Origin of the sequence: Lysobacter sp. ISL-50, assembly GCF_018612875.1 — a bacterium.
In the GTDB taxonomy this organism is placed as follows: domain Bacteria; phylum Pseudomonadota; class Gammaproteobacteria; order Xanthomonadales; family Xanthomonadaceae; genus Lysobacter.
This window is the reverse complement of sequence record NZ_JAGGRI010000044.1, coordinates 1-26,138: the sequence shown is the minus strand read 5'-3', so window position 1 is coordinate 26,138 and position 26,138 is coordinate 1. Positions and strand designations below refer to the sequence as shown.

Annotated in this window: 31 protein-coding genes; 9 read left to right on the top strand and 22 right to left on the bottom strand. The window is 67.2% G+C overall.

What is annotated here, in order from left to right; all coding sequences use genetic code 11:
* Window positions 1-20 precede the first annotated feature (20 nt).
* The gene (locus tag J7J50_RS21210; RefSeq protein WP_215061127.1) at window positions 21-437 is read right to left on the bottom strand and encodes a low molecular weight protein-tyrosine-phosphatase; all 417 of its coding nucleotides are present in this window, start codon (window positions 435-437) and stop codon (window positions 21-23) included.
* 536 nt (window positions 438-973) lie between these two features.
* Here J7J50_RS21210 and J7J50_RS21205 point away from each other — a divergent pair.
* On the top strand, window positions 974-2,071 hold the full coding sequence (locus J7J50_RS21205; protein WP_215061125.1) for a polysaccharide biosynthesis/export family protein: 1,098 nt from the start codon (window positions 974-976) through the stop codon (window positions 2,069-2,071).
* Between the two features lie 24 nt (window positions 2,072-2,095).
* On the opposite strand, the gene J7J50_RS21200 is transcribed toward J7J50_RS21205, so the two are convergent.
* The 6 genes from J7J50_RS21200 to J7J50_RS21175 form a co-directional block, all read right to left on the bottom strand.
* Window positions 2,096-2,908 carry an arginase family protein gene (locus J7J50_RS21200; RefSeq protein ID WP_215061123.1) on the bottom strand — a complete coding sequence of 271 codons (813 nt, stop codon included), beginning with the start codon at window positions 2,906-2,908 and terminating at the stop codon, window positions 2,096-2,098.
* 205 nt (window positions 2,909-3,113) lie between these two features.
* The gene (locus tag J7J50_RS21195; RefSeq protein WP_215063507.1) at window positions 3,114-4,193 is read right to left on the bottom strand and encodes a LacI family DNA-binding transcriptional regulator; all 1,080 of its coding nucleotides are present in this window, start codon (window positions 4,191-4,193) and stop codon (window positions 3,114-3,116) included.
* A 103-nt stretch (window positions 4,194-4,296) separates the two neighbouring features.
* Complete coding sequence (locus J7J50_RS21190) at window positions 4,297-5,580, bottom strand: TRAP transporter large permease (protein WP_215063505.1); 1,284 nt, start codon at window positions 5,578-5,580, stop codon at window positions 4,297-4,299.
* On the bottom strand, window positions 5,580-6,140 hold the full coding sequence (locus tag J7J50_RS21185; protein ID WP_215059846.1) for a TRAP transporter small permease: 561 nt from the start codon (window positions 6,138-6,140) through the stop codon (window positions 5,580-5,582). Before J7J50_RS21185 ends, J7J50_RS21190 begins: the two co-directional genes overlap by 1 nt.
* Window positions 6,121-7,113 (bottom strand): TRAP transporter substrate-binding protein, encoded by a 993-nt coding sequence (locus J7J50_RS21180; protein ID WP_215059843.1) that lies wholly within the window; start codon window positions 7,111-7,113, stop codon window positions 6,121-6,123. The genes J7J50_RS21185 and J7J50_RS21180 overlap by 20 nt, the downstream gene beginning before the upstream one ends.
* Complete coding sequence (locus J7J50_RS21175) at window positions 7,110-7,946, bottom strand: 2-keto-4-pentenoate hydratase (RefSeq protein ID WP_215059841.1); 837 nt, start codon at window positions 7,944-7,946, stop codon at window positions 7,110-7,112. Before J7J50_RS21175 ends, J7J50_RS21180 begins: the two co-directional genes overlap by 4 nt.
* Before the next feature lie 324 nt (window positions 7,947-8,270).
* Between J7J50_RS21175 and J7J50_RS21170 the strand changes: the two genes are divergently transcribed.
* Entirely contained in the window at window positions 8,271-9,290 is a 1,020-nt protein-coding gene (locus J7J50_RS21170; protein ID WP_215059839.1) for a sugar kinase, read from the top strand.
* Here the strand turns inward: J7J50_RS21170 and J7J50_RS21165 are convergent.
* Together J7J50_RS21165 and J7J50_RS21160 are read right to left on the bottom strand one after the other, a co-directional pair.
* On the bottom strand, window positions 9,223-9,774 hold the full coding sequence (locus J7J50_RS21165; RefSeq protein WP_215059837.1) for an SRPBCC domain-containing protein: 552 nt from the start codon (window positions 9,772-9,774) through the stop codon (window positions 9,223-9,225). The two genes, J7J50_RS21170 and J7J50_RS21165, sit on opposite strands and share 68 nt — an antisense overlap.
* A gap of 131 nt (window positions 9,775-9,905) precedes the next feature.
* A complete protein-coding gene (locus J7J50_RS21160; RefSeq protein WP_251044373.1) occupies window positions 9,906-10,550 on the bottom strand; it encodes an SAM-dependent methyltransferase in 645 nt (214 codons plus the stop codon).
* A gap of 194 nt (window positions 10,551-10,744) precedes the next feature.
* On the opposite strand from J7J50_RS21160, the gene J7J50_RS21155 reads away from it, so the two are divergent.
* The gene (locus tag J7J50_RS21155; protein WP_215059833.1) at window positions 10,745-11,014 is read left to right on the top strand and encodes a hypothetical protein; all 270 of its coding nucleotides are present in this window, start codon (window positions 10,745-10,747) and stop codon (window positions 11,012-11,014) included.
* Window positions 11,015-11,021: 7 nt separating this feature from the next.
* A complete protein-coding gene (locus J7J50_RS21150) occupies window positions 11,022-11,399 on the top strand; it encodes a hypothetical protein (protein ID WP_215059832.1) in 378 nt (125 codons plus the stop codon).
* A 55-nt stretch (window positions 11,400-11,454) separates the two neighbouring features.
* On the opposite strand, the gene J7J50_RS21145 is transcribed toward J7J50_RS21150, so the two are convergent.
* The gene (locus tag J7J50_RS21145) at window positions 11,455-12,411 is read right to left on the bottom strand and encodes a LysR family transcriptional regulator (RefSeq protein ID WP_215059830.1); all 957 of its coding nucleotides are present in this window, start codon (window positions 12,409-12,411) and stop codon (window positions 11,455-11,457) included.
* Window positions 12,412-12,581: 170 nt separating this feature from the next.
* Between J7J50_RS21145 and pcaD the strand changes: the two genes are divergently transcribed.
* The 4 genes from pcaD (at window position 12,582) to J7J50_RS21125 (ending at window position 16,969) form a co-directional block, all read left to right on the top strand.
* Complete coding sequence (gene pcaD, locus J7J50_RS21140; protein WP_215059828.1) at window positions 12,582-13,379, top strand: 3-oxoadipate enol-lactonase; 798 nt, start codon at window positions 12,582-12,584, stop codon at window positions 13,377-13,379.
* Between the two features lie 122 nt (window positions 13,380-13,501).
* The gene (locus tag J7J50_RS21135) at window positions 13,502-13,750 is read left to right on the top strand and encodes a hypothetical protein (RefSeq protein ID WP_215059826.1); all 249 of its coding nucleotides are present in this window, start codon (window positions 13,502-13,504) and stop codon (window positions 13,748-13,750) included.
* A gap of 123 nt (window positions 13,751-13,873) precedes the next feature.
* The gene (locus J7J50_RS21130; RefSeq protein WP_215059850.1) at window positions 13,874-15,130 is read left to right on the top strand and encodes a D-amino acid dehydrogenase; all 1,257 of its coding nucleotides are present in this window, start codon (window positions 13,874-13,876) and stop codon (window positions 15,128-15,130) included.
* Window positions 15,131-15,292: 162 nt separating this feature from the next.
* On the top strand, window positions 15,293-16,969 hold the full coding sequence (locus tag J7J50_RS21125) for a diguanylate cyclase (RefSeq protein WP_215059824.1): 1,677 nt from the start codon (window positions 15,293-15,295) through the stop codon (window positions 16,967-16,969).
* Window positions 16,970-16,996: 27 nt separating this feature from the next.
* Here J7J50_RS21125 and J7J50_RS21120 read toward each other — a convergent pair whose 3' ends face one another.
* Complete coding sequence (locus J7J50_RS21120; protein WP_215059823.1) at window positions 16,997-18,493, bottom strand: PLP-dependent aminotransferase family protein; 1,497 nt, start codon at window positions 18,491-18,493, stop codon at window positions 16,997-16,999.
* Between the two features lie 12 nt (window positions 18,494-18,505).
* A complete protein-coding gene (locus tag J7J50_RS21115; protein ID WP_215059821.1) occupies window positions 18,506-19,114 on the bottom strand; it encodes a hypothetical protein in 609 nt (202 codons plus the stop codon).
* 259 nt (window positions 19,115-19,373) lie between these two features.
* On the opposite strand from J7J50_RS21115, the gene J7J50_RS21110 reads away from it, so the two are divergent.
* The gene (locus J7J50_RS21110; protein ID WP_215059819.1) at window positions 19,374-19,718 is read left to right on the top strand and encodes a hypothetical protein; all 345 of its coding nucleotides are present in this window, start codon (window positions 19,374-19,376) and stop codon (window positions 19,716-19,718) included.
* A 63-nt stretch (window positions 19,719-19,781) separates the two neighbouring features.
* Here the strand turns inward: J7J50_RS21110 and J7J50_RS21105 are convergent, their stop codons facing one another.
* From J7J50_RS21105 to J7J50_RS21060, 10 genes are all read right to left on the bottom strand, one after another.
* Window positions 19,782-20,435 carry a lytic transglycosylase domain-containing protein gene (locus J7J50_RS21105; protein ID WP_215059817.1) on the bottom strand — a complete coding sequence of 218 codons (654 nt, stop codon included), beginning with the start codon at window positions 20,433-20,435 and terminating at the stop codon, window positions 19,782-19,784.
* Window positions 20,436-20,520: 85 nt separating this feature from the next.
* Window positions 20,521-21,153 carry a tetratricopeptide repeat protein gene (locus J7J50_RS21100; RefSeq protein WP_215059815.1) on the bottom strand — a complete coding sequence of 211 codons (633 nt, stop codon included), beginning with the start codon at window positions 21,151-21,153 and terminating at the stop codon, window positions 20,521-20,523.
* Entirely contained in the window at window positions 21,150-21,908 is a 759-nt protein-coding gene (locus tag J7J50_RS21095; protein WP_215059814.1) for a sigma-70 family RNA polymerase sigma factor, read from the bottom strand. The genes J7J50_RS21100 and J7J50_RS21095 overlap by 4 nt, the downstream gene beginning before the upstream one ends.
* Window positions 21,905-22,675 carry a flagellar type III secretion system pore protein FliP gene (gene fliP / locus J7J50_RS21090; RefSeq protein WP_215059812.1) on the bottom strand — a complete coding sequence of 257 codons (771 nt, stop codon included), beginning with the start codon at window positions 22,673-22,675 and terminating at the stop codon, window positions 21,905-21,907. Before fliP ends, J7J50_RS21095 begins: the two co-directional genes overlap by 4 nt.
* Window positions 22,672-23,034 (bottom strand): hypothetical protein, encoded by a 363-nt coding sequence (locus tag J7J50_RS21085; RefSeq protein ID WP_215059810.1) that lies wholly within the window; start codon window positions 23,032-23,034, stop codon window positions 22,672-22,674. The genes fliP and J7J50_RS21085 overlap by 4 nt, the downstream gene beginning before the upstream one ends.
* Before the next feature lie 43 nt (window positions 23,035-23,077).
* Complete coding sequence (locus J7J50_RS21080; protein WP_215059808.1) at window positions 23,078-23,368, bottom strand: FliM/FliN family flagellar motor switch protein; 291 nt, start codon at window positions 23,366-23,368, stop codon at window positions 23,078-23,080.
* 41 nt (window positions 23,369-23,409) lie between these two features.
* Window positions 23,410-24,228: a FliM/FliN family flagellar motor C-terminal domain-containing protein gene (locus tag J7J50_RS21075; RefSeq protein ID WP_215059806.1), complete on the bottom strand. Its 819-nt coding sequence runs from the start codon at window positions 24,226-24,228 to the stop codon at window positions 23,410-23,412.
* Window positions 24,225-25,451: a flagellar hook-basal body complex protein gene (locus J7J50_RS21070; protein WP_215059804.1), complete on the bottom strand. Its 1,227-nt coding sequence runs from the start codon at window positions 25,449-25,451 to the stop codon at window positions 24,225-24,227. The genes J7J50_RS21075 and J7J50_RS21070 overlap by 4 nt, the downstream gene beginning before the upstream one ends.
* Window positions 25,452-25,462: 11 nt before the next feature.
* A complete protein-coding gene (locus J7J50_RS21065; protein ID WP_215059797.1) occupies window positions 25,463-25,876 on the bottom strand; it encodes a flagellar hook capping FlgD N-terminal domain-containing protein in 414 nt (137 codons plus the stop codon).
* Window positions 25,866-26,138 (bottom strand): hypothetical protein (locus J7J50_RS21060; RefSeq protein ID WP_215097557.1); only part of this gene is annotated, 273 nt, incomplete at its 5' end. The genes J7J50_RS21065 and J7J50_RS21060, both read right to left, overlap by 11 nt.

The following is a 26,138-nucleotide window of genomic DNA, read 5'->3' as shown; positions in this document are numbered from 1 at the left end:
AAAAAAGGGAACGGGCCGCATCACAGATAGGCCCTCCAGCTGCTCACCCCCGAGCTGATCAGCTGATAGGCCTGTTCGAACGCGTTGCGCGATTGCCGGTATGGGTCCGGAATGCTGGTGTTGTCCAGCCATTTGCCTAGTAGATAGGTCTTGCCTCGCGCATGTGGGGAAATGCGGAGCACGGCATCGATCTGCCATGGCTCCATCGTCAGTATCAGATCGGCCGCATCGATCATCGCGCGGTCGATCTGTCTCGCGACATGGGATTGCCCACTCAATCCATGTCCTTCCAGCACAGCCTGTGCTGTAGCGTCGATCGGATGACCCGCCAAGGCGCCAAGACCGGCGGATTCTACGGTGACATCCCGACCTTGCAACTCATGGCGCAGCAACATTTCCGCGGTCGGACTGCGGCAGATGTTGCCCACGCAAACCATCAAAACTCGTTTGAACACACGCTCGATGCCTCAAATTGTAAGCGACCGCGCATCATGAGACGCACGAAGCGTGGCTCGAACGCAACGGCCGCGAATGTAAGAGCTGCACCTTACAGGGTCAACATGAATAGAGAACGCATCCCTCAAGCCGTGACGCGCATCACTCGTTGACGCATTGCGCATTGCGAGCGCGGCTGGACTTGTTCGTTAAAGATATGTTGTCCAATGCATGCGGTTGCCTAACGTGAGCTGTATCCGGAACGCATCCGATGACGGAAAACGTGATGCGGTTCCATGTGCGTGAACAAGAATGGGTCCGCGCTGGCTATACTTTTTGCACGGGGGCAGCACCAGTAACGACGTAATCTACTGAGGATTCATGCGCCAACCGTATCTTGTTCGTCCGGCGTCAGCGGTCGGCACTCATCCTTATTCAGCGGCGCGCAATGGCGAAGTCGTGCCGTGTCCGCATGCGTCCGGCATCGGCCCGCACAGGCGCCCGGCCTCATCCGCGTTCGCGATTTAGAGACGACACCATGAGCAAGTTTTCGCGCGCGTTGGCTGTCGCCGCCATCGTCGGACTCCCGGGCTGCATGTTGGCCCCGGGCCAATACATTTCGCCAAGCCAGTTCGTGCGCAGCGGCGTCGCCGACGACGGCCATATCAAGATGGTCTCGATCACGCCGGAATATCTGTCGACGCAGCATCGCAGCCAGATCGCGTTGCCGGCCGAGCTGATGGCGTATCAGCCCGATTCCTACCGCATCGGCCGCGGCGACACGCTGTACATCACCATCTGGGATCACCCGGAGTTGACCTCGCCGGCTGGCACCCAGCAGCAGGCGGCCGCGAACGGGCGCATGGTGCGGCCGGACGGCACGCTGTTCTATCCGTATGTCGGCGTGGTGCGCGCGGAAGGCCTGACCATCGAAGAGCTGCGCACGCTGCTCACCGACAAGATTTCGCGCTTCGTCGAAAGCCCGCAGGTCGATCTGAGCATCATCGACTACGGCAGCCAGCGCGTGACCTTGCAGGGCGCGTTCGTCAAGACCGATCGCCAGTCGATCACCGCGACGCCGTTGACCCTGGCGCAGGCGATCGGCGCGGCGACGGTGGACCCGATCCGCGCGGATCTGTCCGGATTCGTGCTGACCCGCGGCGACAAGCAGTACCGTCTGGATCTGGACGGGCTCAATCGCGGCGAATCGGTGGCGAAGGATATTTACCTGAAGGCCGGCGATCATCTGTACATGCCGTACAACGATCGCAAGGAAGTCTATGTGGTCGGCGAAGTCATGCGCCCGCAGGCGCTGACCTTCAAGACCACCGACATGACCCTGACTCAGGCGCTGGGCCGCGCCGGCGGGCTCAATCCGCTGACCGCCAAGGGCGAAGCGGTCTACGTGATCCGCGGCGTGGAAGACATGCGCAAGGAACCGGCGATGATCTATCACCTCAACGCCAAGTCGCCGGCGTCCTATGCGCTGGCCAGCCAGTTCCCGGTGCGCGCGGGCGATGTAGTGTTCGTGGGACCGGCCGGCGTGACCCGCTGGAATCGCTTCGTCAATCAGCTGCTGCCGTTCTCCAACATCATCAACAACGCGGCCAATACCGACAATCTGCTCGACAAGTGATGTCGCGGCGCGGGCGTCGCCGGCTCACACGGCCGGCGTCGCCGTCTTCACCATCATTCCGGCGATTTCCTTCAGCAGCTTCGCGGTCACGGTCGCGGTCATCTCGGACACGTCGCGGCGCGGGTTGTACTCGACGATATCGGCCGCGACGATCGGCTGATCGATGCGTTGGATCAGATCGATCACCTGCCGCACCGACAAGCCGCCCGGCTCGCGATGCGACACGCCCGGCGCATAGGCCGGGTCCAGCGCGTCGATGTCCATCGACAGATACACCGGCATGTCGATCTTGAGCTTGAGGCTGTCGGCATAGCACCCGGCCTCGATCGCTTCCACGCCGAAGCGTTGGAACTGCTCGCGATGGTGATCGTTGATCGTGCGCAGCCCGACCTGGATCAGCCGGTCGGCCAGTTCTTCTTCCATGATCCGCGCGAACGGCGAAGTGTGCGAACGCGGATTGCCCTGGTAGGCGTGGTAGATATCCGGATGCGCGTCGATATGCAGGATCGTCAGGCGCCGGTGGCGGCGGCGCACCGCGCGCATGATCGGATGGGTGACGGCATGATCGCCGCCCAGGCTGATCAAGGGATGGCCCGCGTCCAGCGCCTGCGCCACGTGCTGTTCGATCAATTCCCAGGCATCGGCGGCGCCGTCGAAGCGGATATCGCCGTGATCCACGAGCAGGCCTTCGGCGCCGACATCCACGCCGGTCTCGCTCCAACTGCTGTAGGCGTCGCTGTGCAATTCGCGGCGGATCAGCGCCGGCGCTTCGGCCGGACCGCGGATGAAGGACGAGTTGTCGTCGTTCGGAATGCCCAGCAGCGATATGCGGACCATGATTCGTTCTCCCTGATGGCGAGGGATGGCTGTTCTATCACGCAAATGTCATGCCGCGCGTCATGGCGGCGCGGTGCGATTTATTCCGCGACCGGCCCGAGGTGCGGGCGCCAGCCGCCGGTGTCTATGAAATACACGTGGCCCAGGGTTTCCGCGACGGTCGCGCAGGGCCGTCGCGACCCGAGCAGCGGATTTCAGCGAGACGTCAGTACGCCGGCGGCTGACACGAGTCGCGCACGACCAGATGCGGTCGCACGCTGGCCGAAGCCACCGAAGCGGCGCCGGGCTCGGACTGCAGCAGCATCGACGCGGCGATCCGGCCCATGTCGCGCACCGGCAAGCGCACTGAACTGAGCGCCGGCCACAAGCGCGACGCCAGCGGGCTGTCGTCGAAACCGACCACCGACAGCTGCTGCGGAATGCTGATGCCGGCGCGCAGCGCGACCTTGTACACGCCCGCGGCCATCTCGTCGTTGCCGGCGAAGATCGCGCTGGGCCGCTTATTGCCGGCGAGCAGCAACTCCGCCGCCGCCACGCCCGATTCGAAGGTGTAGCCGGCTTCGACGATGCGCGCGGCCGGCAGCTCGATGCCGCGCTTGCTCAGCGCCTCGACGAAACCCGCGGTGCGCTCGTGCGCGGAGCGATAGCTGGACGGCCCGGTGATCAGCGCGATGTCGCGATGGCCCAGCGATTGCAGGTAATCGGCCGCTTCCGCGGCGCCGTCGCGGTCGTGGGTGATGACCATGCGCGAGGCTTCGTCCAGCGACACCGAGGCGATGCGCGAGTAGCGGCAGCCGATGTCGGCGAGCATGTCGGCCAGCGCCTGATCTTCCGACACGCGCGGCACCAGCATCACTCCGTGCAGCTTCTGCTGCTGGACGAAGCGGTGCACGCCGTCGATATAGCCCGGGTTGCGGCTGTCGCAGGGATGCACGACCAGTTCGAAGCCCGAGTCGCGGATCGCGTCGAGCGCGCCGTACTGCATGTTGACGATGTACTGCGCGGTCGGGTTGTCGTAGACCATGCCGATCAGGAACGAACGCCGGAACGCCAGCCCGCGCGCGAACGGATCGGGGGTGTAGTTGAACTGACGCATCACCGCTTCGACCCGCTCGCGGGTCTCTTGATGCACCAGCGGCGAATGGTTGATGACCCGCGAGACCGTCTTCTTGGACACCTCGGCCAGGCGCGCGATGTCGTTGATCGTCTTCGCCTTGTCCGGCGCCGGGCGTTGCGGCGCCGCGGCCCGGGCCGGCGCCGGGGGTTCAGTTTTCTTGCGCGGCATGGGCGGACAGGCCAGAAGAGCGTTGCGGGGATTCTAGCCCGCCACGCCGGTTCACAGCGCCCGCATCATGGAACGCGGTTTCGGGTTCAGCCCCGCGGGCGTGTCAGTGCTTGAGCAGCGACGGCAGCCACAGCGACAGTGATGGAACGAACGTCACCACCAGCAGCACGCCCAGGGCCGACAGCCAGAACGGCCAGATCGTGCGCAGCGCCTCGCCGATGCTGATCTTGCCGATCGCGGTGCCGACGAACAGCACCGAGCCCAGCGGCGGCGAGATCAGGCTGATGCCGCCCTTCAGGATCAGGATGATGCCGAAATGCACCGGGTCCACGCCGATGGCCTTGGCCAGCGGCAGGAAGATCGGCGTGCCGATGATGATCATCGGCGCCAGATCCATGAACGTGCCCAGCACCAGCAGGATCAGGATCATCAGCAGCAACAGCAGGTTCTTGTCGGTGGTGATGGCGGTCAGCGCGTCCACCGCCGCGGTCGGCACCTGCAGATAGGCCAGCAGCCAGCCGAACGAAGCGGCCGAGGCGATCACGAACAGGATCATGCCGGTGGTGCGCGCCGCACCGGTCACGGTTTCGAGGAAATCGCGCCAGCGCAGGTTGCGATAGACCAGCGCGGTGACCAGCAGCGCGTACACCACCGCGATCGCCGCGCTTTCCACCGCGGTGAAGATGCCGGCGCGGATGCCGACGAAGATCAGCGCCACCAGCATCAATCCGGGCAATGCGGCGAGGAAGCGGCGCGCGACGACGGCCAGGCCGGGGAACGGTTCGACCACGTAGCCGCGGCGGCGGGCGATGATCCAGGTCGTGGTCATCAGCGTGACCGTCATCAGCAGTGCCGGGACAATGCCGGCGGCGAACAGGTCGGAGATCGAGATGCTGCCGCCGGCGGAGGCCGAGTACAGGATCAGATTGTGCGAAGGCGGCACCAGCAGGGCGACCATGGCCGCGGTCATGGTGACGTTGACGGCGAAATCGCGGTCGAACCCGCGCTGGGCCATCTGCGGGATCATCGCCCCGCCGATCGCCGACACGTCGGCGATGGCCGAGCCGGACACGCCGCCGAAGAACAGCGACGACAGCACACTGACCTGGCCCAGGCCGCCGCGCAGGTGCCCGACCAGCGACGAGGCCAGGCCGATCAAGCGCTCGGAAATGCCGCCGCGCAGCATGATTTCGCCAGCGAAGATAAACAGCGGGATCGCGATCAGCGAGGCCGAACCGGCGCCGGCGGCGATCTGCTGCACCACTACGATCGGCGGCAACCCGATCCACAGCAAGGTCGCCAGCGCCGCCGAGCTGAGCGCGTACGCCACCGGCACGCCGATCATCAGCAAGAGCGCGAACACACCGAACAGGATCGCGACGTCCATCATTCGCTCCGCATCGTCGAGGTGGCGGGCGCCAGCACCGCGAACAACCGCTGCAGCGCGAACACGGCCATCAGCGCGCCGCCGATCGCCATCGGCGCGTACACCGCGCTTTGCGGCAGCGGCGCGCCGGCCATCGGGATGTCGATTCCATCCAGCAGCAACTCGCCGCCCCACCACGCCAACGCCGCGCCGATCAGCGCGATCGCGCTGTTGGACAGCGCCAGCAGCACGCGCTGGATCGGCGGTGGGGCGGCGTGGACGAGCACGAAGAAGCCGAAATGCGCGCCGTGATGCACGCCGGCGGCGGCGCCGAAACTCATCGCGGTATTGAGCAGGATCAGCGCGACCGGCTCGGTCCAGCCCGGCGAATCGTTGAGCACGTAGCGCGCGAACACCTGCAGCGCCTGCACCGCGACCATGCCGACCAGGGCCAGCCCGGCGATGGCGATGGCGGCGCCGGCGATGCGGTCGAGCAGGCCGACGGTCGCCGGCGAAGCGGCGTGCTCATGCGTATCGAGAGTTTCTTCCACGATCGATGCCTCAAGCCAGTGAGCGGACATCGCGGTACAGCGCTTCCAGCGCCGGCACGCGGTGGTAGTCGGACAGCAGCGGCGCGACGGCGGCGCGGAACGCGGGCAGGTCGCAGTCGTTCATGCGCACGCCGGCCGCGATCAGGGCGGCGCGCGCGGTGGTTTCCGATTCGTCCCAGCGCTGGCGCATCACCGTCACCGACCTGCGCGCAAGGTCGAGCAGCAGCTCGCGGTCGCTTGCGCGCAGGGAATCGAAACTGCGCCGGGACATCAGCAGCACGTCCGGTGCGTAGGAGTGCGCGCTCTGCGACCAGTAGTGCGCGGCTTCGAACTGGCGGCTGGAGTGGAAACTGCGCAGGTTGTTCTCGGCGCCGTCGATCAGATGCGTCTGCAGCGCGGAGAACACTTCGCCATAGGCCAGCGGCGTGGGGTTGCCGCCGAGCAGGCGGATCATGCGCATGAAGATGTCCGAGGACGGCACGCGGAACTTCAATCCGTGCATGTCGTCCGGCGTGCGGATCGGCCTGCGCGTGTTGTAGAAACAACGCGCGCCGCAGTCGTAGATCGCCAGGCCGACCAGTTCGCGCGAAGCGAAGCCGCGCAGTACCTGCGCGCCGACCGTGCCGTCGAGGGCGCGGCGCAGATGCGCCACCGAATCGAACACATACGGCAGCGACAGCACTTGGGTCAGCGGAAACGCGTTGTTGAGCGCGCCGCTGTAGACGCGGGTGATGTCGATGGCGCCGAAGCGCGCCATGTCGATGGCTTCCGACTCGCGCCCCAGTTGCCCGGAGTGATACATGCGCAAGCCCAGGCGGCCGCCGGTGGCCTGCTGCAATTGCTGGCCGATCCATTCGATCGCCGCGACCGTCGGATAGTCCTTGACGTGGACATCGGTGGCGGTAAGCAGGCGGCGTGCGTCGCCCGCCCACAGCGCCGACAGCGCCGCGGCGGCGATGCCGGCGGCGCCCAGGCCGCCGAGAAATGCGCGGCGTGTGCTCATACGATCGTCCCCGCGATGCCGCGGGCCGGCACCGTTTCGCAATGCAGACTGCCCCAGCGGCCGAAGGAAATGCGCGAACGCTGTCCAGCAAGAATGTCGTGGATGCCGGTCGCCGCGCCCGTGGTCACGTACATGCCGGCCTTGAGCGGATAACCGCGCCGCGCGCAACGCGCCAGCGCGAAGCTCAACGCCGCGAGCAGGCCGCCGGGAATCGAGGCCGCGCCGCCGCGGCCGACGCTGCGTTCGTCGATGAAGGTCTCGCAGGTCAGCTCGTGGTCGGCCAGCGCCTGCCAGGCGGCGATGCGCGGGCCGACGATCAGGCCGGCGTTGTTGCCGAAATCCGACACCACCACCGGCGGGCCCAGCGCGTTGATCATCGGCAGCGGACTGCCGGCCAATTCGATGCCGATCGACAACGCGGCGACCAGCGCGGCGGCCTGGGCATGGCTGAAATCCAGTTGCCCGGGCGGGGCGTCGTGGCCCAGTTCGAACACGAATTCGGCCTCGACCGCGGCGAAGCCGCGCTCGATCACCGCGAAACGGCCGGCCTGTCCGTCGGCGACGCGCTGCACCGCCCCGGCGAAGATCGGCCCGACCAGGCGGTCTTCGCCCAGGCGCTGCTCCCAATTTTCCGGAATGCGCCCGACTTTCCAGCCGACCACTTCGCTGCCCCATTGCGCGATCGCCCGGTCCTGGGCGAGGTAACCCTCGTCCAGGCTCCGCGGCAGCGGCCCGGGATAGACCGGCAACGCTTCGGCCGTCCGCCGCGCCAGGACCAGGCGCGCCGCCACGGCCGCCGGGTCGAAAGAGTCGTCGAGCGGGTGTTTGTCCATGCCGGGGCGGTCCTTCGGAACGCGATTTCTGATGAACAGGTTGTATAGGAAACCGGTGTCATTGACAATCAGCCGAAGAGGAAGAATTCGCTCGGCCCACGGAAGTGTTCGAGGCGATAATCTTAAATAATTGATATTTATAAATTTTATCGGTCAGGTCAGGGCGCCTGCACGCCAGACATTCCCGCCCAACTTGACTTCAACCCGCTCCCAGCCCCAAGCCCCACCTGATACCGTGTCCTCCAGGACATGACACCGAGAGTCACCTAACCCGCCCAGCCCGCGCCGCGACCGGCGCGGCGCCACCCAGCCCGAGAAAACCGCATGGCAGAACGAATCCTGTGTTTCGGCGAATTGCTGATCAGGCTGGCCGCGCCCGGCCGCGAGCGTCTGTTGCAATCGCCGCGGCTGGAGGTGTGCATCGGCGGGGCGGAAGCCAACGTCGCGGTGTCGCTGGCCCATTTCGGCCATGAGGCGGCGATGCTCAGCGTGGTCGCCGACAACGCGCTCGGCCACGCGGCGATCGGCGAATTACGCCGGCACGGTGTCGATACCCGTTGGGTCGATGTGGCGCCGGGCCGCATGGGTTTGTATTTCCTCGAGACCGGCGCGGTGCAGCGTCCGAGCAGCGTGCTCTACGATCGCGCCGATTCGGCGTTCGCGCGCGCCGGCGCCGACCGCTACGACTGGCCGAAGGCGTTGGCCGGCGCGAGTTGGCTGCATCTGTCCGGGGTGACGCCGGCCTTGGGCGCGGCCGGCGCGCAAGCCGCGCTGGCCGCGGCGACGGCGGCGCGCGCGGCCAGCGTGCGCGTGTGCTTCGACGGAAATTTCCGCGCCAAGCTGTGGCAGCAATGGGACGGCGATCCGGGTTCGATCCTGCGCGAGTTGACGGCGCAGGCGGATCTGATCTTCGCCGATCACCGCGACATCGCCGTGGCGCTGGGCGGCGAGATCGTTGCTGAGCCGTTCCACGCCAGCCTGAGTCAGGCCGCGACGCGGGCCTTCGACGCCTTCCCACATCTGCAGCGATTGGTGTGCACTCAGCGCGAACAGCGCGACGTCGATCATCACGTCTTGTCGGCGTGGTCGTTCCATCGCGACGGAACGCGCGGCCACGCCGCGCCGCGCGAGCTGGCCGGCATCGTCGATCGCATCGGCGCGGGCGATGCGTTCGCGGCCGGATTCCTGCACGGCCTGTGCAGCGGCATGGACGATGCGCGCAGTCTCGACTTCGCCCTGGCCGCGGCCTGTCTGAAACATTCGATCCCCGGCGACTTCAATCCGGTGTCGGTGCAAGAGGTCGAAGCGCTGCTTGGCGGCGGCGGGTTTCACGTGCGCCGGTAAGCGTCGCAGCCTGGTTCGCCGGCGCCGATTCGCAATGCCGCTTCAACGCGGCCAAGGCGATTCCCCAGTAGTAATTGATGTGTCCGTACACCGCGTAGCTGGCCAGATTGCTCAGCGTCAGGCGCAGATCCGTGCCCGCAATCGAGGGCTGCAATTCCAGGCGGATGACGACGTGATTGTGCGCGAGATCGGGCAGGACCCGCCGCGACAGCGAACTCCAGTGGCTGTACTGAAGAACGCGTTCGGGTTCGAAAGCTTCGACGCGGCCGCTGTTCTCGAAGCGCAGGCGTCCGTACAGGATGCCGCGAATAAGGATCGGCGCGCCGACGATCCAGTCGGTGATCAACTCCAGCGGTTGGTCCGACATCCATGCGACGGCTTCGCGCGGCACGGTCAATGCGCGCCACACCTTCGCCGGCGGCGTGTCGATCCGGATGTGCTTGATCGCGCGCTCGGGGTACTGGCCTTGCGGGTCGAAATCCATCGCGGGGCAGGCGTCTGAGGCCTTGAGTGGCCGGATCGATATCCTGCCTCAACGCGCGGCGATCGGCGCCGCGCGTTCGTGTCGATTTGCAATTCGTACCGATCCCCGTCGCGACCACGCGCGCCGCCGCCTCAGCGGTGGAGTCTCATCAAGCGCCCGCTCAGCGCGGCGCGGCCTTCGACCGGGAAACGGCTTTCGGTGGAGGTGAATCCCTTCGCCAGCATCGCGCCGGTCCAGGCGCCGCAATTGCCGCGGCCGGGATCGGCGATGAGGATTTCCGCGTCGGCGCCGGCGTAGAGCTGGATGACGTTGGACAGCAAGGTCGCGTGAGTGCGTTCGTACAGGACGTCGCTGCCGACGATGAGGTCGAATTTGCCCAGGGTGAGGTCGATGTCGTCGCGCCAATCCAGATGGCAATAGGCGACCGGGCTGACGTGATTGAGGCCGCAGTTGTGATGCAGAAAACGTTCGGCCAGCGGGTGCAGATCGGTGGCGGTGACATCGGCGCCGCCGCGTCGCAGCACCAGGCTGCTCAACGCCAGGCCGCAGCCGATTTCCAGGATGCGCAGGCCGCGCACGTCGCGCTTGGCGATTTCCCGCGCCAGATGCACGCCGGCCGGCCACAACTGGCCGAAGATGCTCCACATCGCGGGCGGAACGCCGGCGCGTTCGGCTTCTTCGTCGGGATCGAAAAACTGTTGCCGATCCTTGAGCGCGCGAATGCGATAGTCGAACTCACCGACCCGAAGATCGATGACACGCGTGTGATATCGCAAAGGGCCTCGGGTGACGTGAGCCGTCGTGCAGGCAGCGACGCTGTTGCAGCGTCTTATGAATCGCGAGAAGCCGGGTCGCCTTTCCACCCTACGCCCTTTATGTGGATTAAGCGAGACATTTCGTCGGCGCGGCCCCATTCAACTTCCGCGGGTTTATAAGCGCATACTGGCTCGACTGTAGTGTGGGAACCAAAATGGATAATCACGTTGAGTGGTTCCAGTTCACGCTGTCCAACGGACAAACGGTAGGGCCCGCGCCGCTACGACGTATCTGGATGGAAGCCTGCGGAACGACGAACGTCACGGTGCAGCGGATGCACCGGCATTTGCTTGGAAAACGCACCGCGGTTTATTCGCTACGCGCTTCGCCGAGGCTTGGAAACATACCGGTCGTCGAGGCGCGACTTCGCAGTCTGCTGCTCACCGCCCGACTCGACAGCGTGCTCACTTATGTCTCGCACTGAGGTCGTGATGCAGACCATGTTTGATATCGCGGTGGGTCGATGCGAATCGATCGAAAACAAAACGGTGACGGTCAAGCTCGACAGCGCGATCGTCAGCCGTCTGGTGCCCGGCCATCCCTGGCGTACCTCCGGCACCAGCCGGCTGAAACTCGACATCGAGTTGTGCAGCCTGCGCAGTCCGCCGGTGGTGGGCGCGGAGACGTTCCTGCAGCGCGAGGCGCTGCTGCGCAATCCGGCCGCCAGTCTGGATCTGCTCGGCGACGGCAACTACACCGCGGTGCGGTTGAAATCGCTGGGCGCCAATACCGAACCGGAAATGCTCAGCTCGTCGTCGAAGGCGATCCTGGGCGATCGTCCGCGCTCGCGCTGGAGCAAAAACAGCTAAAACACGGGTTGCCGCGTCGCGCTCGCCGGCGTTGGCCGGGAAGCGCGCGTCCGTGCTATCGGGTTTTCCTGCGCGCCGCGGTTTTGCGCGCGGTCGCGGCCGCCGGCTTGAGCGAGTCGTGAAACGCCGGCGCGTGTTCGAGCAGGTAATCCCATAAGCGATGGGCCACCGGCCCCTGCGCGCGATCGCGGCGGCGCGCGACGACCAGTTGTTCGCGGCGCCCGGGCAGATAACGCCCGACGATCGATTGCAGGCGCCCGTCGCGCAATTCGTCCTCGATCAGAAATCCCGGCATGTGGCCCCAGCCCATGCCCTGCGCGATGATGTCCTTCTTCATCGCCTGATCGGCCACCGTGCACTGGTGCGCGCCTTCGACGGTGAAGTAATCCTGCGGCGGCGAATGCCGCGCGCTGTCGCGCATGATGCACTGGGTGAGCCCGCGCAACTGCTCGGGGCGGATCGCGCGGGTGATCGGAAACGGCAGGAATCCGGGCGCGACCACCGGCACCATCGCCACCTCGCACAGGTCGATCCATTCCAGGCGCGCGTCGCTCTTGTCGATGCGGTGCACGATCAGATCGGCCTCGTCGTCGAACAAACGCTCCCACGGCCCGCTCACCGCCTCGAAATGCAGATGCAGCCGCGTGCCCGGGCATCGGCCGAAGAAGCGGCCGAGCAGGGCCAGCGCCTGCGTGCGCGGACACAGGTCGCCGATCACCACATGCAGCTCGCTTTCCTCGCCCATCGCCAGTTGCTCAGCGTGTGTGCGCAGTTCCTGCAGTTCGCGCAGCAGCGATTGCGCGCGGCGATGCAGCGACAGCCCGGCCGCGGTCGGCTGCACCCGGTAGCCGCTGCGATCGAGCAGGCTCAGGCCGAGCTGGCGTTCGAGTTTGGCGACCGCGGCGAACACCGCCGGATGCGAGCGATGCAGGGCGGCGGCCGCGGCCTGGAAGCCGCCGGCGCGGACCACGGCGTCGAAGCATTGCAGGTCGTGCAGGGTGAAAGCGCTCATGCGGCGGGCCTGTCGGGTTTGATTACAAAGACTGTGCGATCTTTGTAATATCAAGCTGGGCTGGCCGCAACTAGCCTTGTTTCCACGGCGCAGGCCGTCGCGGCATTCCGCCGGGCAGCGCGATCGACGCGCCGCCGCGGGGTCGCGAACGATTCCAAGGAAACAAGCCCATGAGAACTTTGTCTTACTTCCACACCGGCGATGGCGTGCGCATCGCTTACCGCTTCGACGGCGACGCCGGCCGGCCGGTGCTGGTGCTGTCGAATTCGATCGGCACCGACCTGAGCATGTGGGATGCGCAGATTCCGGCGCTGACCCGGCACTTTCGCGTATTGCGCTACGACACCCGCGGCCACGGCGGCAGCGACGTGCCGGCGGGCGCGTACTCGCTGGATCGCCTGGGCCGCGACGCGATCGAGATGCTCGACGCCCTGCGGATCGAACGCGCGCATTTCCTCGGCCTGTCGCTCGGCGGCATGATCGGCCAGTGGCTGGGCGTGCACGCGCCCGAGCGCATCGACCGGCTGATCCTGAGCAATACCTCGGCCTATCTCGGCCCGGCCGGGCCGTGGAGCGAACGCATCGCCTCGGTGTTGCAGGCGCCGGACATGGCCGGCACCGCGCAGATGTTCCTCGAAAACTGGTTTCCCGCGCACATGCTCCAGCCCGAGGCGCCGGTGGTGGGGCGCTTCCGCGCGATGCTGCTGGCGACATCGCCGCAGGGCCTGGCCGGCAACTACGCCGCGGTGCGCGACATGGATATGCGCCGCACCAATGCGCTGATCCTCGCGTCGACCCTGGTGATCGCCGGCGAGCACGACACGGTGACCGCCGCCAGCCACAGCGAAGCCATCGCCGCGAGCATCGCCGGCGCGAAACTGCTGACCTGGCCGGCGGTGCATCTGACCAACATCGAATTCGGCGAGGCCTTCGATCGCGCCGTGGTCGATTTCCTGCTGGCGCGATAAGCGCGGGCCGCGCCGCGGCACGGCGGCAGTCGCGGCCCCGCGCGCGCGCCGTCGTCTTGCATCGGCGCCGCGCTGGGGTATTGTCGGAATCCGTTTTCGCACAGCGCACGGGTGCCGACGCCATGACCGACCGCGAACGCCGTCAACCGGCCGAACTGGTGAGCCCGGTCGGACTGCGTGCCGGCCTGACCCGGCAGCAGCTCGATGCGCTGGCGACGCTGGAGCAGTTCGGCTGGATCCTGAAATTCGTGCGCCGGCCGTTGTTCCAGGACCCCATCGCGGTGGTGTTCCGCGCCAATGGCGAAAAGTTCGTGGTGCTGCGCACCGACGGCTCGCTCGACGAGCATCCGGACTTCAAGATCCGCGGCTGAGCGCCGCGTCGCGGCATCGAAACATCCGCCTCGACGGGATTCCGGTCGCGCGCATCGCGGTGGTAGCCTGCGCTTCGTCGGCGCCGGGGAGCGCCCCGGCCCGCGCACACAAGGGTGACCCGCATCAAAGTTCTCATTCTCGGCAGCGGGGTCATCGGCACCACCGCCGCGTATTACCTCGCCAGGGCCGGCTTCGAGGTGGAAGTGATCGATCGCCAGCCCGCGCCGGCGATGGAGACCAGTTACGCCAACGCCGGCGAAGTCTCGCCGGGTTATTCCGCGCCGTGGGCGGGGCCGGGCGTGCCGTTGAAGGCGATCAAGTGGCTGTTGATGCGGCATCGGCCGCTGGTGATCCGGCCCGCGCTCGATCCGGCTCTGCTGCGCTGGTGCGCGGCGATGCTGCGCAACTGCACGCACGCGCGTTACCGCATCAACAAGGCACGCATGGTGCGGCTGGCCGAATACAGCCGCGACTGCCTGCGCGAATTGCGCGAAGACACCGGCATCGCCTACGACGCGCGCCAGCAGGGCACCTTGCAGTTGTTCCGCACTCAGCGCCAACTCGACGACACCGGCAAGGACATCGAGATCCTGCGCGAATCCGGCGTGGCCTTTCAATTGCTCGATCGCGACGGCTATTTGCGCTACGAACCGGCGCTGGAGCTGGTCAAGGACAAGTTCGCCGGCGCCTTGCGCCTGCCCGGCGACGAAACCGGCGATTGCTTCAAGTTCACGCAGAATCTGGCCGCGATGGCGCAATCGCTCGGAGCGAAATTCCGTTTCGGCGTGGATATCCAGCGCTTGGAAAGCGAAGGCGGCGAACTGCGCCGCGTGCATACCGATGCCGGACCGTGCCAGGCCGACGCCTACGTGCTCGCGCTCGGCAGTGATTCGCCGCTGCTGCTGGCGCCGGTGGGCATCCGCATTCCGGTGTATCCGGTGAAAGGCTATTCGCTGACCTTGCCGATCAGCGACGAACGCTACGCGCCGCAGTCCACGATCATGGACGAGACCCACAAGGTCGCGGTGACCCGGCTGGGCGATCGCATCCGCGTCGGCGGCACCGCCGAGCTGGCCGGTTACGACCGGCGCCTGCACGAATCGCGCCGGCGCACCTTGAATCACGTGGTCGGCGATCTGTTTCCGCGCGGCGGCGACGCCGCGCGGGCCGAATTCTGGACCGGGTTGCGGCCGATGACGCCCGACGGCACGCCGGTGATCGGCGCCACGCCGCTGCGCCGGCTGTTCCTCGCCACCGGCCACGGCACCCTGGGCTGGACCATGGCCGCCGGCACCGGCCGGGTGATCGCCGATCTGATCGCCGGCCGCGCGCCCGATATCAGCCTGGACGGCCTGGGCGTGGAGCGTTACCGCGACTGAGCCGCGGCCCCCGCGCCGGCCGGCGCAAGGGTCGCGGCGGCGGATTCATCTCGCGCAACGGAATCGAGTTCCCAATCCTGTGCGGAACTGCGCCCTAACTGTAAGATCACGCGGCCCGCGGCTGGGCTATGCTCGCGCTGGCTTCATCGACTTGCTGAGGAAATGGATCGGTCCTGGCGTCTTATCTGGCAGACCCTGCTGACCCTGCTGGGTCTGACGGTGACGGCGCTCGCCTGCGCGCAGCCTTTTACCCTGGCGCAGCTGCAGCCGGCGACCGACCCGGCGCCCGCGCGCGTGCTCGCCGGCGACTACGCGCAGCGGTTCGTGCCGATACGCGGCGACCAGATTCAGGTGGTCGATCGACAGGCGCATTGGTGGCGCCTCACCGCCAATCAGGACGTCGCCGGCAACAACGCGCCGCAACTGGTGATGAGCCAGCCGTACCGCAAGGCGGTCAGCATCTGGCGCCCGGGCGAGGTCGAGCCGGTGCGCCGCTCGGTGCACGGCAAGGCCGCATCGTTCCAGCACTCCTCGCGCTTCCTGGTGTTTCCGCTCGACGGCGGCATGCGCAAGGGCGAAGTGCTGTATCTGCGCGTGCTGGGCACCGGGTTGACCACCTCGACGCTGCAGATCGAACCGCTGGACGCGGTGCATCGCCAGGACATGAGCCACGTCGCCCTGCGCAGCGTGGTGCTGACCGCGCTGGGCGTGATCTCGGTGCTGGCGTTCGCGTTCTGGATCGGCCTGCGCGAGCGCGGCTACGCCTTCTTGTGCCTGACCTTGCTGATGCAGACCTTCAATCTGGCGGTGGAGGGCGGCGAAGTCCGGATGATCTCCTGGTTCAGCGAATTGATGCCCGATCGCCGCACCAACGTCGTGCTCAACACCGCGGCGGTGTTGGCCAGCGTGCGCTTTTTGATGTTCTTCCTGGATCTTCGCGTGACCCAGCCGCGGGTCGCGCGCGTGCTCAACGCATGCAGCTGGCTGCTGGGCATCCTGCTGGCGATCTCGATCGTCCGCACCTGGCGGATCAGCGCGAGCTTCGGCAACGTGGTGTTGCTGGTGGTGATCTGCGCGACCGTCTACGCCAGCGCGGTGGCGATCTCGCGGCGCCAGCGCGAAGCGTATTTCCTGATGTTGGCGTGGACGCCGCTGATGGCGGTGTTGATCGTGCTGGTCGGCAGCTATCAGCGCTGGTGGCCGATCTACGCCTGGCTGGAATACGCCTATCCGATCGGCCTGGTGCTGGGCGGGCTGGGCCTGCTGATGGGATTGGCGGCGAAGTTGCAGCAACTGCGCCGCGATCACGACAACGCCAAGCACCGCGCCACCTACGACCGCCTGACCAGCGTGATGAACCGCGCCGCGATCGAGGAAGGCCTGCGCCAGGCGATCAGCGACGCGCATCTCAACAAGCGCCCGCTGACCGTGGTGTTTTTCGATATCGACCACTTCAAGCGCATCAACGACGAGCACGGCCACAGCGCCGGCGACGAAGCCTTGCGCACGGTCGCCGAGCGCACCCGCAACCGACTGCGCGCGACCGATCTGTGCGGCCGCTACGGCGGCGACGAAATCCTGGTCGGCCTGCCCGGCGCGCGCCTGGAGCAGGGGCTGGTGGTGGCCGAGCATCTGCGCCGCACCATCAGCTCCAATCCGCCGACCGTGCACGGCCGCATGCTGCCCTTGAGCCTGAGCGTCGGCGTCGCCGAGCTGCGTCCGGGCGAGAGCTTCGATCAACTGCTCGAACGCGCCGATGCGGCGCTGTACGCGAGCAAGGCCGGCGGCCGCGACCGGGTGACGGTGCAGCGCGCGGCGGTAGGCGATGTGGTGATCTGAGCGCGCGCGCGGCGCTGACCGCCGCGCTCAAGCAAGCGCGGCAAGAATCGCGCCGCGCACGATCGACAGCCCCGCATGGCTCTGCGCGCGAGTGGCGCCGGCGAAGCCGAACACCAGTCCGCATTCGCCGGCCCCGTATTTGGACAGCGGATGCACGGCGACGCCTTCGCGCGCGCAGGCATCGGCGACGGCACGATCGTCCACCGTCGCCGCCAGCGCGGGCTTGAACCGCGCGGCCACGTGCATGCCGGCGATGGCCGGGCCGAAATCCAGCAGGTCGGCCAGGGCCCGCGCTTCGTGCAGGAAGGCGAGACGGCGTTCGTCGTAGATCGCGCGGGTGGTGCGCAGATGCCGGCCCAGGTGGCCCTCGTGGATGAACGCCGCCAGCGCGCCCTGCATCAGCAAGGCGGTGTGGCCGTCGGCGGCGTGCTTGGCATCGACGAAGGCGGCGACCAGCGGCTCGGGCACGATCGCGTAGGCGATGCGCAAGCCCGGAAACAGGATCTTGTTGAAGCTGCCGATGTAGATCACCCGGCCGTGATCGTCCATGCCCTGCAGCGACGCGATCGGCCGGCCCTCGTAGCGGTAGTCGCCGTCGTAGTCGTCTTCCAGCACATAGCCGTCGTGTTGCGCTGCCCAGGCCAGCAGCGCCTTGCGGCGTTGGATCGACATCTCCACGCCCAGCGGATACTGATGCGCGGGGGTGACGTAGGCCACGCGCGCATCGCCGGCGAGGGCGAGCCCCGCGTCCACGTCGAGGCCGTCGGCGTCCACCGGCACCGCGATCACTTCCAGGCCGGCCGCGCGCAGGCAGTGCTGCACCGGTTGATAGCCGGGCGTTTCGCACCAGGCCTTGGCGCCCGGATCGGCCAGCACCTTGCCGGCCAGTTCCACCGCCTGCTGAGTGCTGGTGACCACGATCACCTGCTCGGGCGAGCAACGCACCGCGCGCATCGCCGAGGCGTGCGCGGCGATCGCGCCGCGCAGCGCCGGCAGGCCGTTGCTGGCGCCGTATTCCCAGTAATCGCTGCCGGCCTTGCTGGCTTCGCGCTGCAGCAGGCGGTTCCAGACTTCGCGCGGAAACAGATCGATCGGCGGCAGCGACGGCGTGAACGCAATCGCCGAGGCGGCGAGGTAATGGCCCGGATAGCTGCGCAAAGCATCCGCGCGTTGCGACAGACGCCGCGGCGCGGTTTCGGCGCGCGGCGTGGCCGCGCGCTTGGGCGCCAGCGGCGGCGCGTCGCGTTCGGGCAGTTGCGCGGCGACGAAACTGCCGGCGCCGCGGCGGCGCACGATGTAGCCGTCGGCGACCAGCTGATCCAGCGCCCAGTCCACCGTGTTGCGCGCCACGCCCAGGTCTTTCGCCAAAGTGCGGCCCGACGGCAGGCGCGCGTTCGGCGCCAGCGCGCCGCTGACGATCGCGCTGCGGATGCGCTCGCAGATGCGCGCGTACGCCGGCTGGCCGGCCTGCGCGTCCAGCCCGGTCACGTCCACGGAGAACACCGATCCGGCATGTTTGGCCATGCCGCCATGCTACTAGGCCTGCACGCGGGTGTGCTCCATCCGCCAATTGGTTTCCCAGTCCTTGCCGTCGAGCGAAAACGCCTGCTCCCAGCGCGCGTGATCGGCGTCCACCCGGGTCCAGCGGAAGCGGATCTTCACCGGCCGGCCGTCGTCGAGGTCGTCGCCGAAGAACTCGCCGCGATCGCCGTCGAAGCCGCCGGCCACCGGCGGAAACAATTCGCCGGTGGTGTTGTTGATCCAGTACAGATACCAGCGCCTCTCCTTGAGGTTGAACACGCGCACGGTCATGCCCTGCCAGCCCTTGGTCGGGAACACGCCCTCGTCGATGTTGACCATGCCGCCCATGCGGCTTTCGCAGCTCAGCGAGGCCGGGAACTCGTCCCATTCATCGCTGCCGACCCAGCGCCGCTTCAGGCGCCGGTTGCTGAAGGTCCAGCGGCCGACGAAGAAATCGAAATCGCGCACATCGCCGGTCGGCAGCACGATGTCGGTGCCGGGCAGTTTCTTGACCCGGCCCGGGGCGGGCGCGGCGGCGGCCAGGGGCGACAGGCCCAGCGCGGCGGCGCCGGCGACGGCGTCGAACAGGAGGCGGCGACGTGCGGTCGAGACGGGACGGGACATGGGAGCGGCTCGATAGGGACCGGCGTCGACGATGCGCGGGTGGCCGCTGGGCCCGGAAGAGCCATTAAATCGGCGCCGACAGGGCCAGTGCGGGCGGACGCGGCCGTTTTGCCATGCGCCATCGCGCATAATGTCCGCTACGGTCAGGCCGCCGGCGCGGGCATCTCGCCGACGTTCGCGAGCCTGCCGGCCGGATGCGTCGCAGCGTCGCGGCAGCAAACCGGTCAGACTCAACACTTCCTTATTCAGCCTTGTCGCGATGACCTCGATTTCCCGTCTGGACCGCTTGATCGCGCAACTGCGCGTCCATCTGCAGAAGCAGGGACGCGCACCGGCGTCGCAGCAGCAGCGCTCCAGCGGCGGCGCCGCCGGCGAGACCGCGCGCAATTCGCCGCTGCAGGCCGTGCAGGCGCTCAAGGCCGCGGGCGTCACCGACGAGCGGGTGCTGATCAACCGCCTGGTCGAAGGCCTGCTGGCGGAAGAATTCGGCGACGAACTGGCCAACTCGGCCGAGTTCCACCAGACCATCGGCGTGGTGGTGTCGGTGATGGCCGACGACGCGGAGACCTGGGCCTTGTGCCGGGCTTGCGTCGAAGAGGCTTGAGGGGGAGTTACCGGAAGGCCGTCCGCGACGGCGCATGTTCTGTTCTAAAGCTCAGCCGTAGCGTCAGCGAATCGTTGCGAGCGCAGCCGCTTGAGCGCTTATATCTGCCGCCGCTGCCGCGGAGACAGCGCTAGCTGGTGAAGATGCGGCCGGCGCCGCCGACAATGGCAAAGCTGTGGATGCAGCCGAAGCAGCGGTCGCTTCTGCCGCCGCCGGTGCGGACGAAGGCACGGACACCGGCGCCGCCGGCATCGAAACCGGCGCGACCGCCGTCGCCGGTTTATTGCCGGCCGCCATCGCCGGCAGCAATCCCCAGCGCCGCATCACCTCCTGAATCCGGCGCATATACGCCTCGCCCACTTCCGGTGTTTCGGAGTGGTAGGCGGCGACGGCTTTCCAGGTCTGTCCGTAACGATCGACTTTGCGCCGCAGCAGCCACGCGCCGACGTAGGCGTTCACGCACGGATCGAACAGGCGCTCCTGGTCGATGCCGTGCCGCGACAGTTCGGTGTTGTGCACCGTGTTGATGCCCATCAGGCCGATGTCGGTGGTGCGGTTCTTGTTGTAGTTGACGGTCTGCGGCCGCATCCGCGATTCGTGATAGGCGATCGCGCGCAGCACCTGCGGATGCACGCGCTGGTAGTTGGCGGCATCGTCGATGCAATCGGCCGCGGCCGGCGCGATCGCCTGCGCGGCCAGCAACACCGCCGCCAGCATGATCAACGCGCGCACGCTTCGCCGCCGCGCGCGCGGCGCGGACGGCGATGGGTTCGGCAACGACACGGCGCGCATCGCCAGCGGCTCAGTGATCGCGGCGGGCGAGGTAGTCGCCCAGCAGCAGATGACTGCTCGGCGAGGGCTCCTCGCCTTCGGCCGGATTCGCTTCGGCGATCGCGATGCCGGCGGCGAGGGCGGAGTCGCCGGCCTGCGCATCGGCCGCGTCGGCGACGATTTCGTGCGACTTCTCGATCAGCGTGGCGATGAACGGCGACAGCTCGGGATGATCGCGATTGCCGTCCAGCCCGCGCTGCAGATACGCGCGCGCCTGCTCGGGCTGACCGGTGACCAGCTGAGTCAGGCCGCGGGCGAAATCGCCCAGCGGCTGGCTGTCGTCGAGCCGGGTCAGCGGCTGCCAGACCGCGAGCGCCTGCGCCGCGCCTTTGTGGCACAGCTCCAGGTAGCCGAGCATGAAACGCGCCGCGTGCAAGTCCGGCGCCATCACGATCGCCTGGCTCAGATCGGCGAACGCGCCGGGGTACTGGCCCAGGCTGGCGTAGACCGAGCCGCGCAACAGCGCCAGGCGCGCATCGGCCGGATGCCGGGCGATGGCCTGATCGAGCATCGCCAAGGCTTCATCGTCGGAGTGCTGCATGGCCGTCTTGATCGCCTCGATGGTGGCGTCGTCGCAGGCAGTGGGGAAGCTGTCGTCTCTCATTTCTTGGTCCGCGAAGGTTGATGAGGTTGGATCTTCTCGCGCAGCAGGCCCAGCCCGGCGCGATGGATCTGCGAGATGCGGCCCTTGCTCAGGCCCAGGATGCCGGCGATCTGTTCGAACGGCAGCGAATGGAAATAGTGGTAGCTGATGACCTTGGCCATGTCGGTCGGCAGCATGCCCACCGCCTGGCGCAGCGAGCGGCAGGTCTGATACCAGGCGACCGCCTCGTAGCCGTCGTGGCGGATCGCTTCCTGGCCGTTGGCGAACATGCCGGTGCCTTCGAGCATGTGGCCGATGGCCAGGCCGACGGCGAGTTCGGACAGCGTCTGCGTCAGCTTGCGGCTGCGCGGGCTGCTGTTGTCCTTGAGCGAATTCAAGCGGTCGCGCTGCAGCCGGCGCTTGAGCGAGATCTGCTCCTGCGCGTCGCTGAGCTGCTTGATGCCGTCGAGCACGCTGCCGGTGATGCGCGCGGTGCAGAAGGTCTTGAACGAATTGCCCAGCGAATGATCGAAGCGCGCCATCGCATCGAGCAGGCCGATGTAGGCCAGCTGCTGGAAGTCGCGGAACTCCACGTCCTTGCTGTAGCGCCCGCCGTAGATGTTGGCCGCGATCGCCTGCGCATACGGCAGGTAGTGCAGGAAGATGGCTTCGCGCGCCTGGCTGGAGTTTTCCTGCTGCATCGCCGCCCACAGCGCCGCGTCCGGAGCGGGCGCGGCCTGGGTTTCGTCCACGGCGATGGCGGCGGAAGGGATCATTTGAAGCTGAGAATCACGCCTTGCAGGATCAGGCTCCATCCGTCCACCAGCACGAACATCAGCACCTTGAGCGGCAACGAGATCGTCGCCGGCGGAACCATCAGCATGCCCAGCGACAACAACACGCTGGACACGACCAGGTCGATCAACAGGAACGGCAGCAGGATCACGAAGCCGATCTGGAAGGCCACGCGCAGTTCGTTGAGGATGAAGGCCGAGGTCAGCTGGAGCAGGCTGACCTGCTCGGGCGAATCGGGCAGCGGCTTGCCGGAGATCTCGTACATCACCTTCAGCTCGTCCTCGCGCACCTGCCGCAGCATGAACTCCTTGGCCGGGCCGGCGCCTTTCTCCAGCGCCACGTCCAAGGTCATCTGACCGCTCATGAACGGTTGATAGGCCTGGGTGTTGATCTTCTCCAGGGTCGGCAACATCGTGAACACGGTCAGCAGCAGCCCCAGGCTGATCAGCACCGGCGTCGGCGGCGTTTCCGGCATGCCGAAGGCGTGGCGGATCATCGACAGCACGATGATGATGCGGATGAAGGCGGTCATCGAAATGACCAGCGCCGGCACGATGCTCAGCAGGGTGAGCACGGTGGCGATGCGCACGCTTTCGCTGGTGCCGCCCTTGAGCGCGGTGAGCACGCCGCCTTGCTGGGTGAACGGGTCCGGCGGCGGCGTGGCGGCCATGGCCGAGGCCGCGGCGAACACCGCCAGCAGCAGCGACAGCAGCAGCCATCGGCGATGGCGCAGCAGGAAGGACTTCATGACGCGCGGGCTCCAGCGTGGGATTCGGCGGCGTTCGCGGCCGTGGCATCGATGTCGGTATCGGCGGCATCGTCCCGCGGCGCGGGCTCGCTCGCGGCGGTGGCGTCGTCATCGACGCTGCGCAGGGCGGTGACGTGAATGGCGTTGTCGCGGGTGGTCAGCAGCAGACGCTCGCCCTTGTAGCCGAGCACGTGCACGGCGGTGCGCGGATCGATCTGCAGGCTTTCCAGCAAGGACAGGTCGCGGGTGACGCGCGCGCTCAAGCCGCGAAAGCGCGAGCGCAGCAGGTAGATGGCGCCCACGCCCAGTCCCAGGCACAGGGCCAGCGACAGGACGACGCGGAAGTAATCGATATGCATGTTCGGATCCCCGGGCGGTTCGCCGGACGGCGAACCGGCCCGATCAGGCGGCGCCCAGTTCCTTGACCCGCACGCCGAAGTGATCGCCGACCGCGACGATTTCGCCGCGCGCGACGGTGCGGTCGTTGAGCAGCACGTCCACGTCCTGCAGCAGGTGCTGGTCCAGGGTCAGCAGCGAGCCGGCCTGCATGGCCATCAGCTCCTTGACCGTGATCTTGGCCGTGCCGAGGCGGATTTCGACCTTGACCGCGATTTCCGAAAGCATGTCCATCGGAATGCGCTGCGGGTTTTTTTCCGGCGCGCCGGCGGCCTGCTCCGGAAGGTCGATTTGCATGATGTCGATTTTGCTGACGCCGAGCGAAGGGTTCATGGGAATCACTTTTGGGTAATGGAAGTAAGTGCGATCGACAGGCGCTGCTGCGAGCGCCCCGGACGACCGAGGGCGACGGTGCGCGGCGGCGCGTCGTCGGCGTGCAGGCGCACCTGAATCGGTTCGTGCAGCAATTGCGAAGTGGTGAGCACGTCACCGACGGCCAGCTCGCTCAGTTGCAGAGCGGTGAGTTCGCAACTGCCGAGCACCGCCGATACCCGCACTTCGCTGTCGCCGAGCGCGGCGCTGAGCGCGGCGGGCTTGTCGATGCGCGGCACCGCCGGCGCGCCGGCCATCGGCCGCGCCCAGGCCAGTTCCGCCGCGCAGTACAGATCCAGCAAATGCGGGTCGCGCGCGCTGCCGATGCGCAGGCGCAAGCCGCCGCACGGCAGGGCGAAGCCGCTGCCGGGCAGCGCGCGCTGCAGCCTCGGCGCATCGGCGCCGCGCAGGAAATCGCCGCTCAGCCGCGCCAGCAGGCTTTCCATCAGCTCATGCTTGAACGGCGCGAGCAACGCCTCGGGCACTTGCGCGTCGGCCTGCGCCGACAGGGCCATCGCCGCCAGCGCATAACGCTTCCACGCGGTGGCGTCGGTCTGCGCGGCGAGTCGATCGCCGGCCTGCCAGCGCGCGCCGGCGCCGTCGTCGAGCGAGTGCCCGGGCGCGAGGGTGTCGACCGCGGTCACGCCGAGCGGGCGCTGATCCAGCCATTCGTCCTGCCAACGCTGCAGCGCGGCCTCGGCCTCGGCGCGGGCCCAGTCGCGATCGGCCTCGCCCAGCGGGCGCCAGCGTTGCGCGGTCGCGGCCGCGCTCTGAGTCGCGCTCATCCTTGGCCGCTCTTCATCTGGAACAACTGCATGATCATTTCGTTGGCGGTGCTGATGACCTGCGAGGAGGCCTGGAAGCCGCGCTGGATCAGGATCAGCCGGCCGAACTCGGTGGACAGATCGACGTTGGACGCTTCGGTCACGCCCGAGGCGAGTTCGCCCGCGCCCTGCTTGCTGCCGACGTAGTTCGGCGGCGGCAGCTGCGAGGCGTCGAACAGACCGTCGCCGAGCTGGATCAGCCGCTGCGGATCGGAGAAATTCGCCATCGCCACCGTGCCCAGCTCGGTGGTCTGGCCGTTGGAGTAATTCACCACCAGCGCGCCGCTGTCGTTGACGTTGAGCGAGGCCATCGTGCCCATGCCGTAGCCGTCGGCCTTGGTGACGCGCACGTCGGAGCTGTTCGAGAACTGGGTCAGGCCGGAAAAGTCGAGCTTGAGCTTGCTGTCGCCGGCGCCGCTCTTGATGGTGATCTCGAACTGGTCCGCGCCCGACTCGATGATGCTGGAGATGAAACGGATTTCGCCCTGGCCGAGCGACTGGCCTTCCTTGTTCTCCAGCTTCACCTGCCACAAGGTCATGTTGCTGGGCAGGGTCGAGGTGGCGCTGCGGTCGCGGGTGAACTTGACCGTCGTCACGATCTTGGTGCCGGCCGCGTCGTACAGCTCGACGTTGGGAATCGAGTACACGTCGGTGTTCGGCGCGCCCGCGGCGGGCGCGGCGGCCATGATCAGGTTGCCGTTGAACTTGATGCTCGACGTCGCCTTGGGCGGGCTCACCCGCTGCTTGTCGAGGCTGACCGGCACTAGGCTGCCGTCGGCGGCGAGGGTGGTCAGCTGCAGATCGTTGTTCTTCTCGCGGATCGTGCCGTCGTCCTTGATCACGAACTGGCCGGTGCGCGCGTAGCGCACGCCCTGTTCGCCGAGCAAGGCGAGAAAGCCCGGCCCCTCGATACCCAGGTCGAGCTGGCCGTCGCTCTTGCGAATCTCGCCCTGCTTGAAGTTCAGCGAGGAATAGCTGTACTCCACGCCGCTGCCGGCGCTGGTGATGCGCGCGGAGTCCGGGCCTTCGCCGAAGAAGCGCTGGCCGTAGTACAGGTCGGAGAAGCGCGGCGTGGTGGTCTTGAAGCCGGGCGTGTTGAGGTTGGCGACGTTGTTGCTGATGGTCTGCAGACCCTTGGAATGCGCGGTCAGACCGCTCATGCCGATGTAGATGCTGTCCAGCATGGCTCGCTCCTTTAGCGGACTTGCACGATCTGGGAAATGGTGGCGTTGGCGAGGAACTCGCCGCCGGCGGTGGTGATGGTCAACTCGGGCTGGCCGTTCTTGAACGAGACGTTCTTGACCACGCCGCTGATCAGGCCCTGATCGCCCTGGACGTCGACGTTGCGTCCGAGCAGGCCCAGCGTTTGCGTCGCCGATTGCACGCCGAGCAGCTGATCCATCTTGTCGGTGAGCTGGCGGCTTTGTTCCAGCGAGGTGAACTGGGCGAGCTGGGAGACGAACTCGAAGTTGTCCACCGGCTTGAGCGGGTCCTGATAGGTCAGCTGGGTCAGGATGATCTGCAGCAGTGACTGCATGTCCAGGCCCAGCGAATCGATCCGCTGCGAAGTGCCGGCGCCCGAGCCGCCGTTGATGGGACTAATCGCCATGTCGTTCTCCCCCGTCGAAAGTGGTTGCGTGCGTTCCGTTGATGTAGAGCTGCGCGGTGCCGGCGCCGTGTTCGTGCAGCACGCGCGCGATCATGCGTTTGAGAAGGTCGGCGTCGAGCGGCCGGTCTTCGCGCACGCGCACCGCCACGCTGAGGCCGCCGGCGCCGTTGATCAGGCTCAGGCGCTCGGCCAATGCCTCGTAATGCGTTTGCGGCAGTTGCGGCGCGGGCGCGGCGGTGCGCGCGGCCGCGGCGGGTTCGCC

What these genes read in the sequence shown, in the direction of transcription:
- J7J50_RS21070 (WP_215059804.1), bottom strand. Translation starts at nt 25,451, where the DNA reads ATGCTGGACAGCATCTACATCGGCATGAGCGGTCTGACCGCGCATTCC.
- J7J50_RS21205 (WP_215061125.1), top strand. Translation starts at nt 974, where the DNA reads ATGAGCAAGTTTTCGCGCGCGTTGGCTGTCGCCGCCATCGTCGGACTC.
- J7J50_RS21105 (WP_215059817.1), bottom strand. Translation starts at nt 20,435, where the DNA reads ATGCTGGCGGCGGTGTTGCTGGCCGCGCAGGCGATCGCGCCGGCCGCG.
- J7J50_RS21155 (WP_215059833.1), top strand. Translation starts at nt 10,745, where the DNA reads ATGGATAATCACGTTGAGTGGTTCCAGTTCACGCTGTCCAACGGACAA.
- J7J50_RS21065 (WP_215059797.1), bottom strand. Translation starts at nt 25,876, where the DNA reads ATGGCGATTAGTCCCATCAACGGCGGCTCGGGCGCCGGCACTTCGCAG.
- J7J50_RS21210 (WP_215061127.1), bottom strand. Translation starts at nt 437, where the DNA reads ATGGTTTGCGTGGGCAACATCTGCCGCAGTCCGACCGCGGAAATGTTG.
- pcaD (WP_215059828.1), top strand. Translation starts at nt 12,582, where the DNA reads ATGAGAACTTTGTCTTACTTCCACACCGGCGATGGCGTGCGCATCGCT.
- J7J50_RS21120 (WP_215059823.1), bottom strand. Translation starts at nt 18,493, where the DNA reads ATGGCCAAACATGCCGGATCGGTGTTCTCCGTGGACGTGACCGGGCTG.
- J7J50_RS21180 (WP_215059843.1), bottom strand. Translation starts at nt 7,113, where the DNA reads ATGAGCACACGCCGCGCATTTCTCGGCGGCCTGGGCGCCGCCGGCATC.
- J7J50_RS21175 (WP_215059841.1), bottom strand. Translation starts at nt 7,946, where the DNA reads ATGGACAAACACCCGCTCGACGACTCTTTCGACCCGGCGGCCGTGGCG.
- J7J50_RS21075 (WP_215059806.1), bottom strand. Translation starts at nt 24,228, where the DNA reads ATGAGCGCGACTCAGAGCGCGGCCGCGACCGCGCAACGCTGGCGCCCG.
- J7J50_RS21125 (WP_215059824.1), top strand. Translation starts at nt 15,293, where the DNA reads ATGGATCGGTCCTGGCGTCTTATCTGGCAGACCCTGCTGACCCTGCTG.
- J7J50_RS21080 (WP_215059808.1), bottom strand. Translation starts at nt 23,368, where the DNA reads ATGCAAATCGACCTTCCGGAGCAGGCCGCCGGCGCGCCGGAAAAAAAC.
- J7J50_RS21190 (WP_215063505.1), bottom strand. Translation starts at nt 5,580, where the DNA reads ATGGACGTCGCGATCCTGTTCGGTGTGTTCGCGCTCTTGCTGATGATC.
- J7J50_RS21200 (WP_215061123.1), bottom strand. Translation starts at nt 2,908, where the DNA reads ATGGTCCGCATATCGCTGCTGGGCATTCCGAACGACGACAACTCGTCC.
- fliP (WP_215059812.1), bottom strand. Translation starts at nt 22,675, where the DNA reads ATGAAGTCCTTCCTGCTGCGCCATCGCCGATGGCTGCTGCTGTCGCTG.
- J7J50_RS21165 (WP_215059837.1), bottom strand. Translation starts at nt 9,774, where the DNA reads ATGGATTTCGACCCGCAAGGCCAGTACCCCGAGCGCGCGATCAAGCAC.
- J7J50_RS21185 (WP_215059846.1), bottom strand. Translation starts at nt 6,140, where the DNA reads ATGTCCGCTCACTGGCTTGAGGCATCGATCGTGGAAGAAACTCTCGAT.
- J7J50_RS21195 (WP_215063507.1), bottom strand. Translation starts at nt 4,193, where the DNA reads ATGCCGCGCAAGAAAACTGAACCCCCGGCGCCGGCCCGGGCCGCGGCG.
- J7J50_RS21135 (WP_215059826.1), top strand. Translation starts at nt 13,502, where the DNA reads ATGACCGACCGCGAACGCCGTCAACCGGCCGAACTGGTGAGCCCGGTC.
- J7J50_RS21085 (WP_215059810.1), bottom strand. Translation starts at nt 23,034, where the DNA reads ATGCATATCGATTACTTCCGCGTCGTCCTGTCGCTGGCCCTGTGCCTG.
- J7J50_RS21170 (WP_215059839.1), top strand. Translation starts at nt 8,271, where the DNA reads ATGGCAGAACGAATCCTGTGTTTCGGCGAATTGCTGATCAGGCTGGCC.
- J7J50_RS21150 (WP_215059832.1), top strand. Translation starts at nt 11,022, where the DNA reads ATGCAGACCATGTTTGATATCGCGGTGGGTCGATGCGAATCGATCGAA.
- J7J50_RS21095 (WP_215059814.1), bottom strand. Translation starts at nt 21,908, where the DNA reads ATGATCCCTTCCGCCGCCATCGCCGTGGACGAAACCCAGGCCGCGCCC.
- J7J50_RS21110 (WP_215059819.1), top strand. Translation starts at nt 19,374, where the DNA reads ATGACCTCGATTTCCCGTCTGGACCGCTTGATCGCGCAACTGCGCGTC.
- J7J50_RS21115 (WP_215059821.1), bottom strand. Translation starts at nt 19,114, where the DNA reads ATGTCCCGTCCCGTCTCGACCGCACGTCGCCGCCTCCTGTTCGACGCC.
- J7J50_RS21100 (WP_215059815.1), bottom strand. Translation starts at nt 21,153, where the DNA reads ATGAGAGACGACAGCTTCCCCACTGCCTGCGACGACGCCACCATCGAG.
- J7J50_RS21145 (WP_215059830.1), bottom strand. Translation starts at nt 12,411, where the DNA reads ATGAGCGCTTTCACCCTGCACGACCTGCAATGCTTCGACGCCGTGGTC.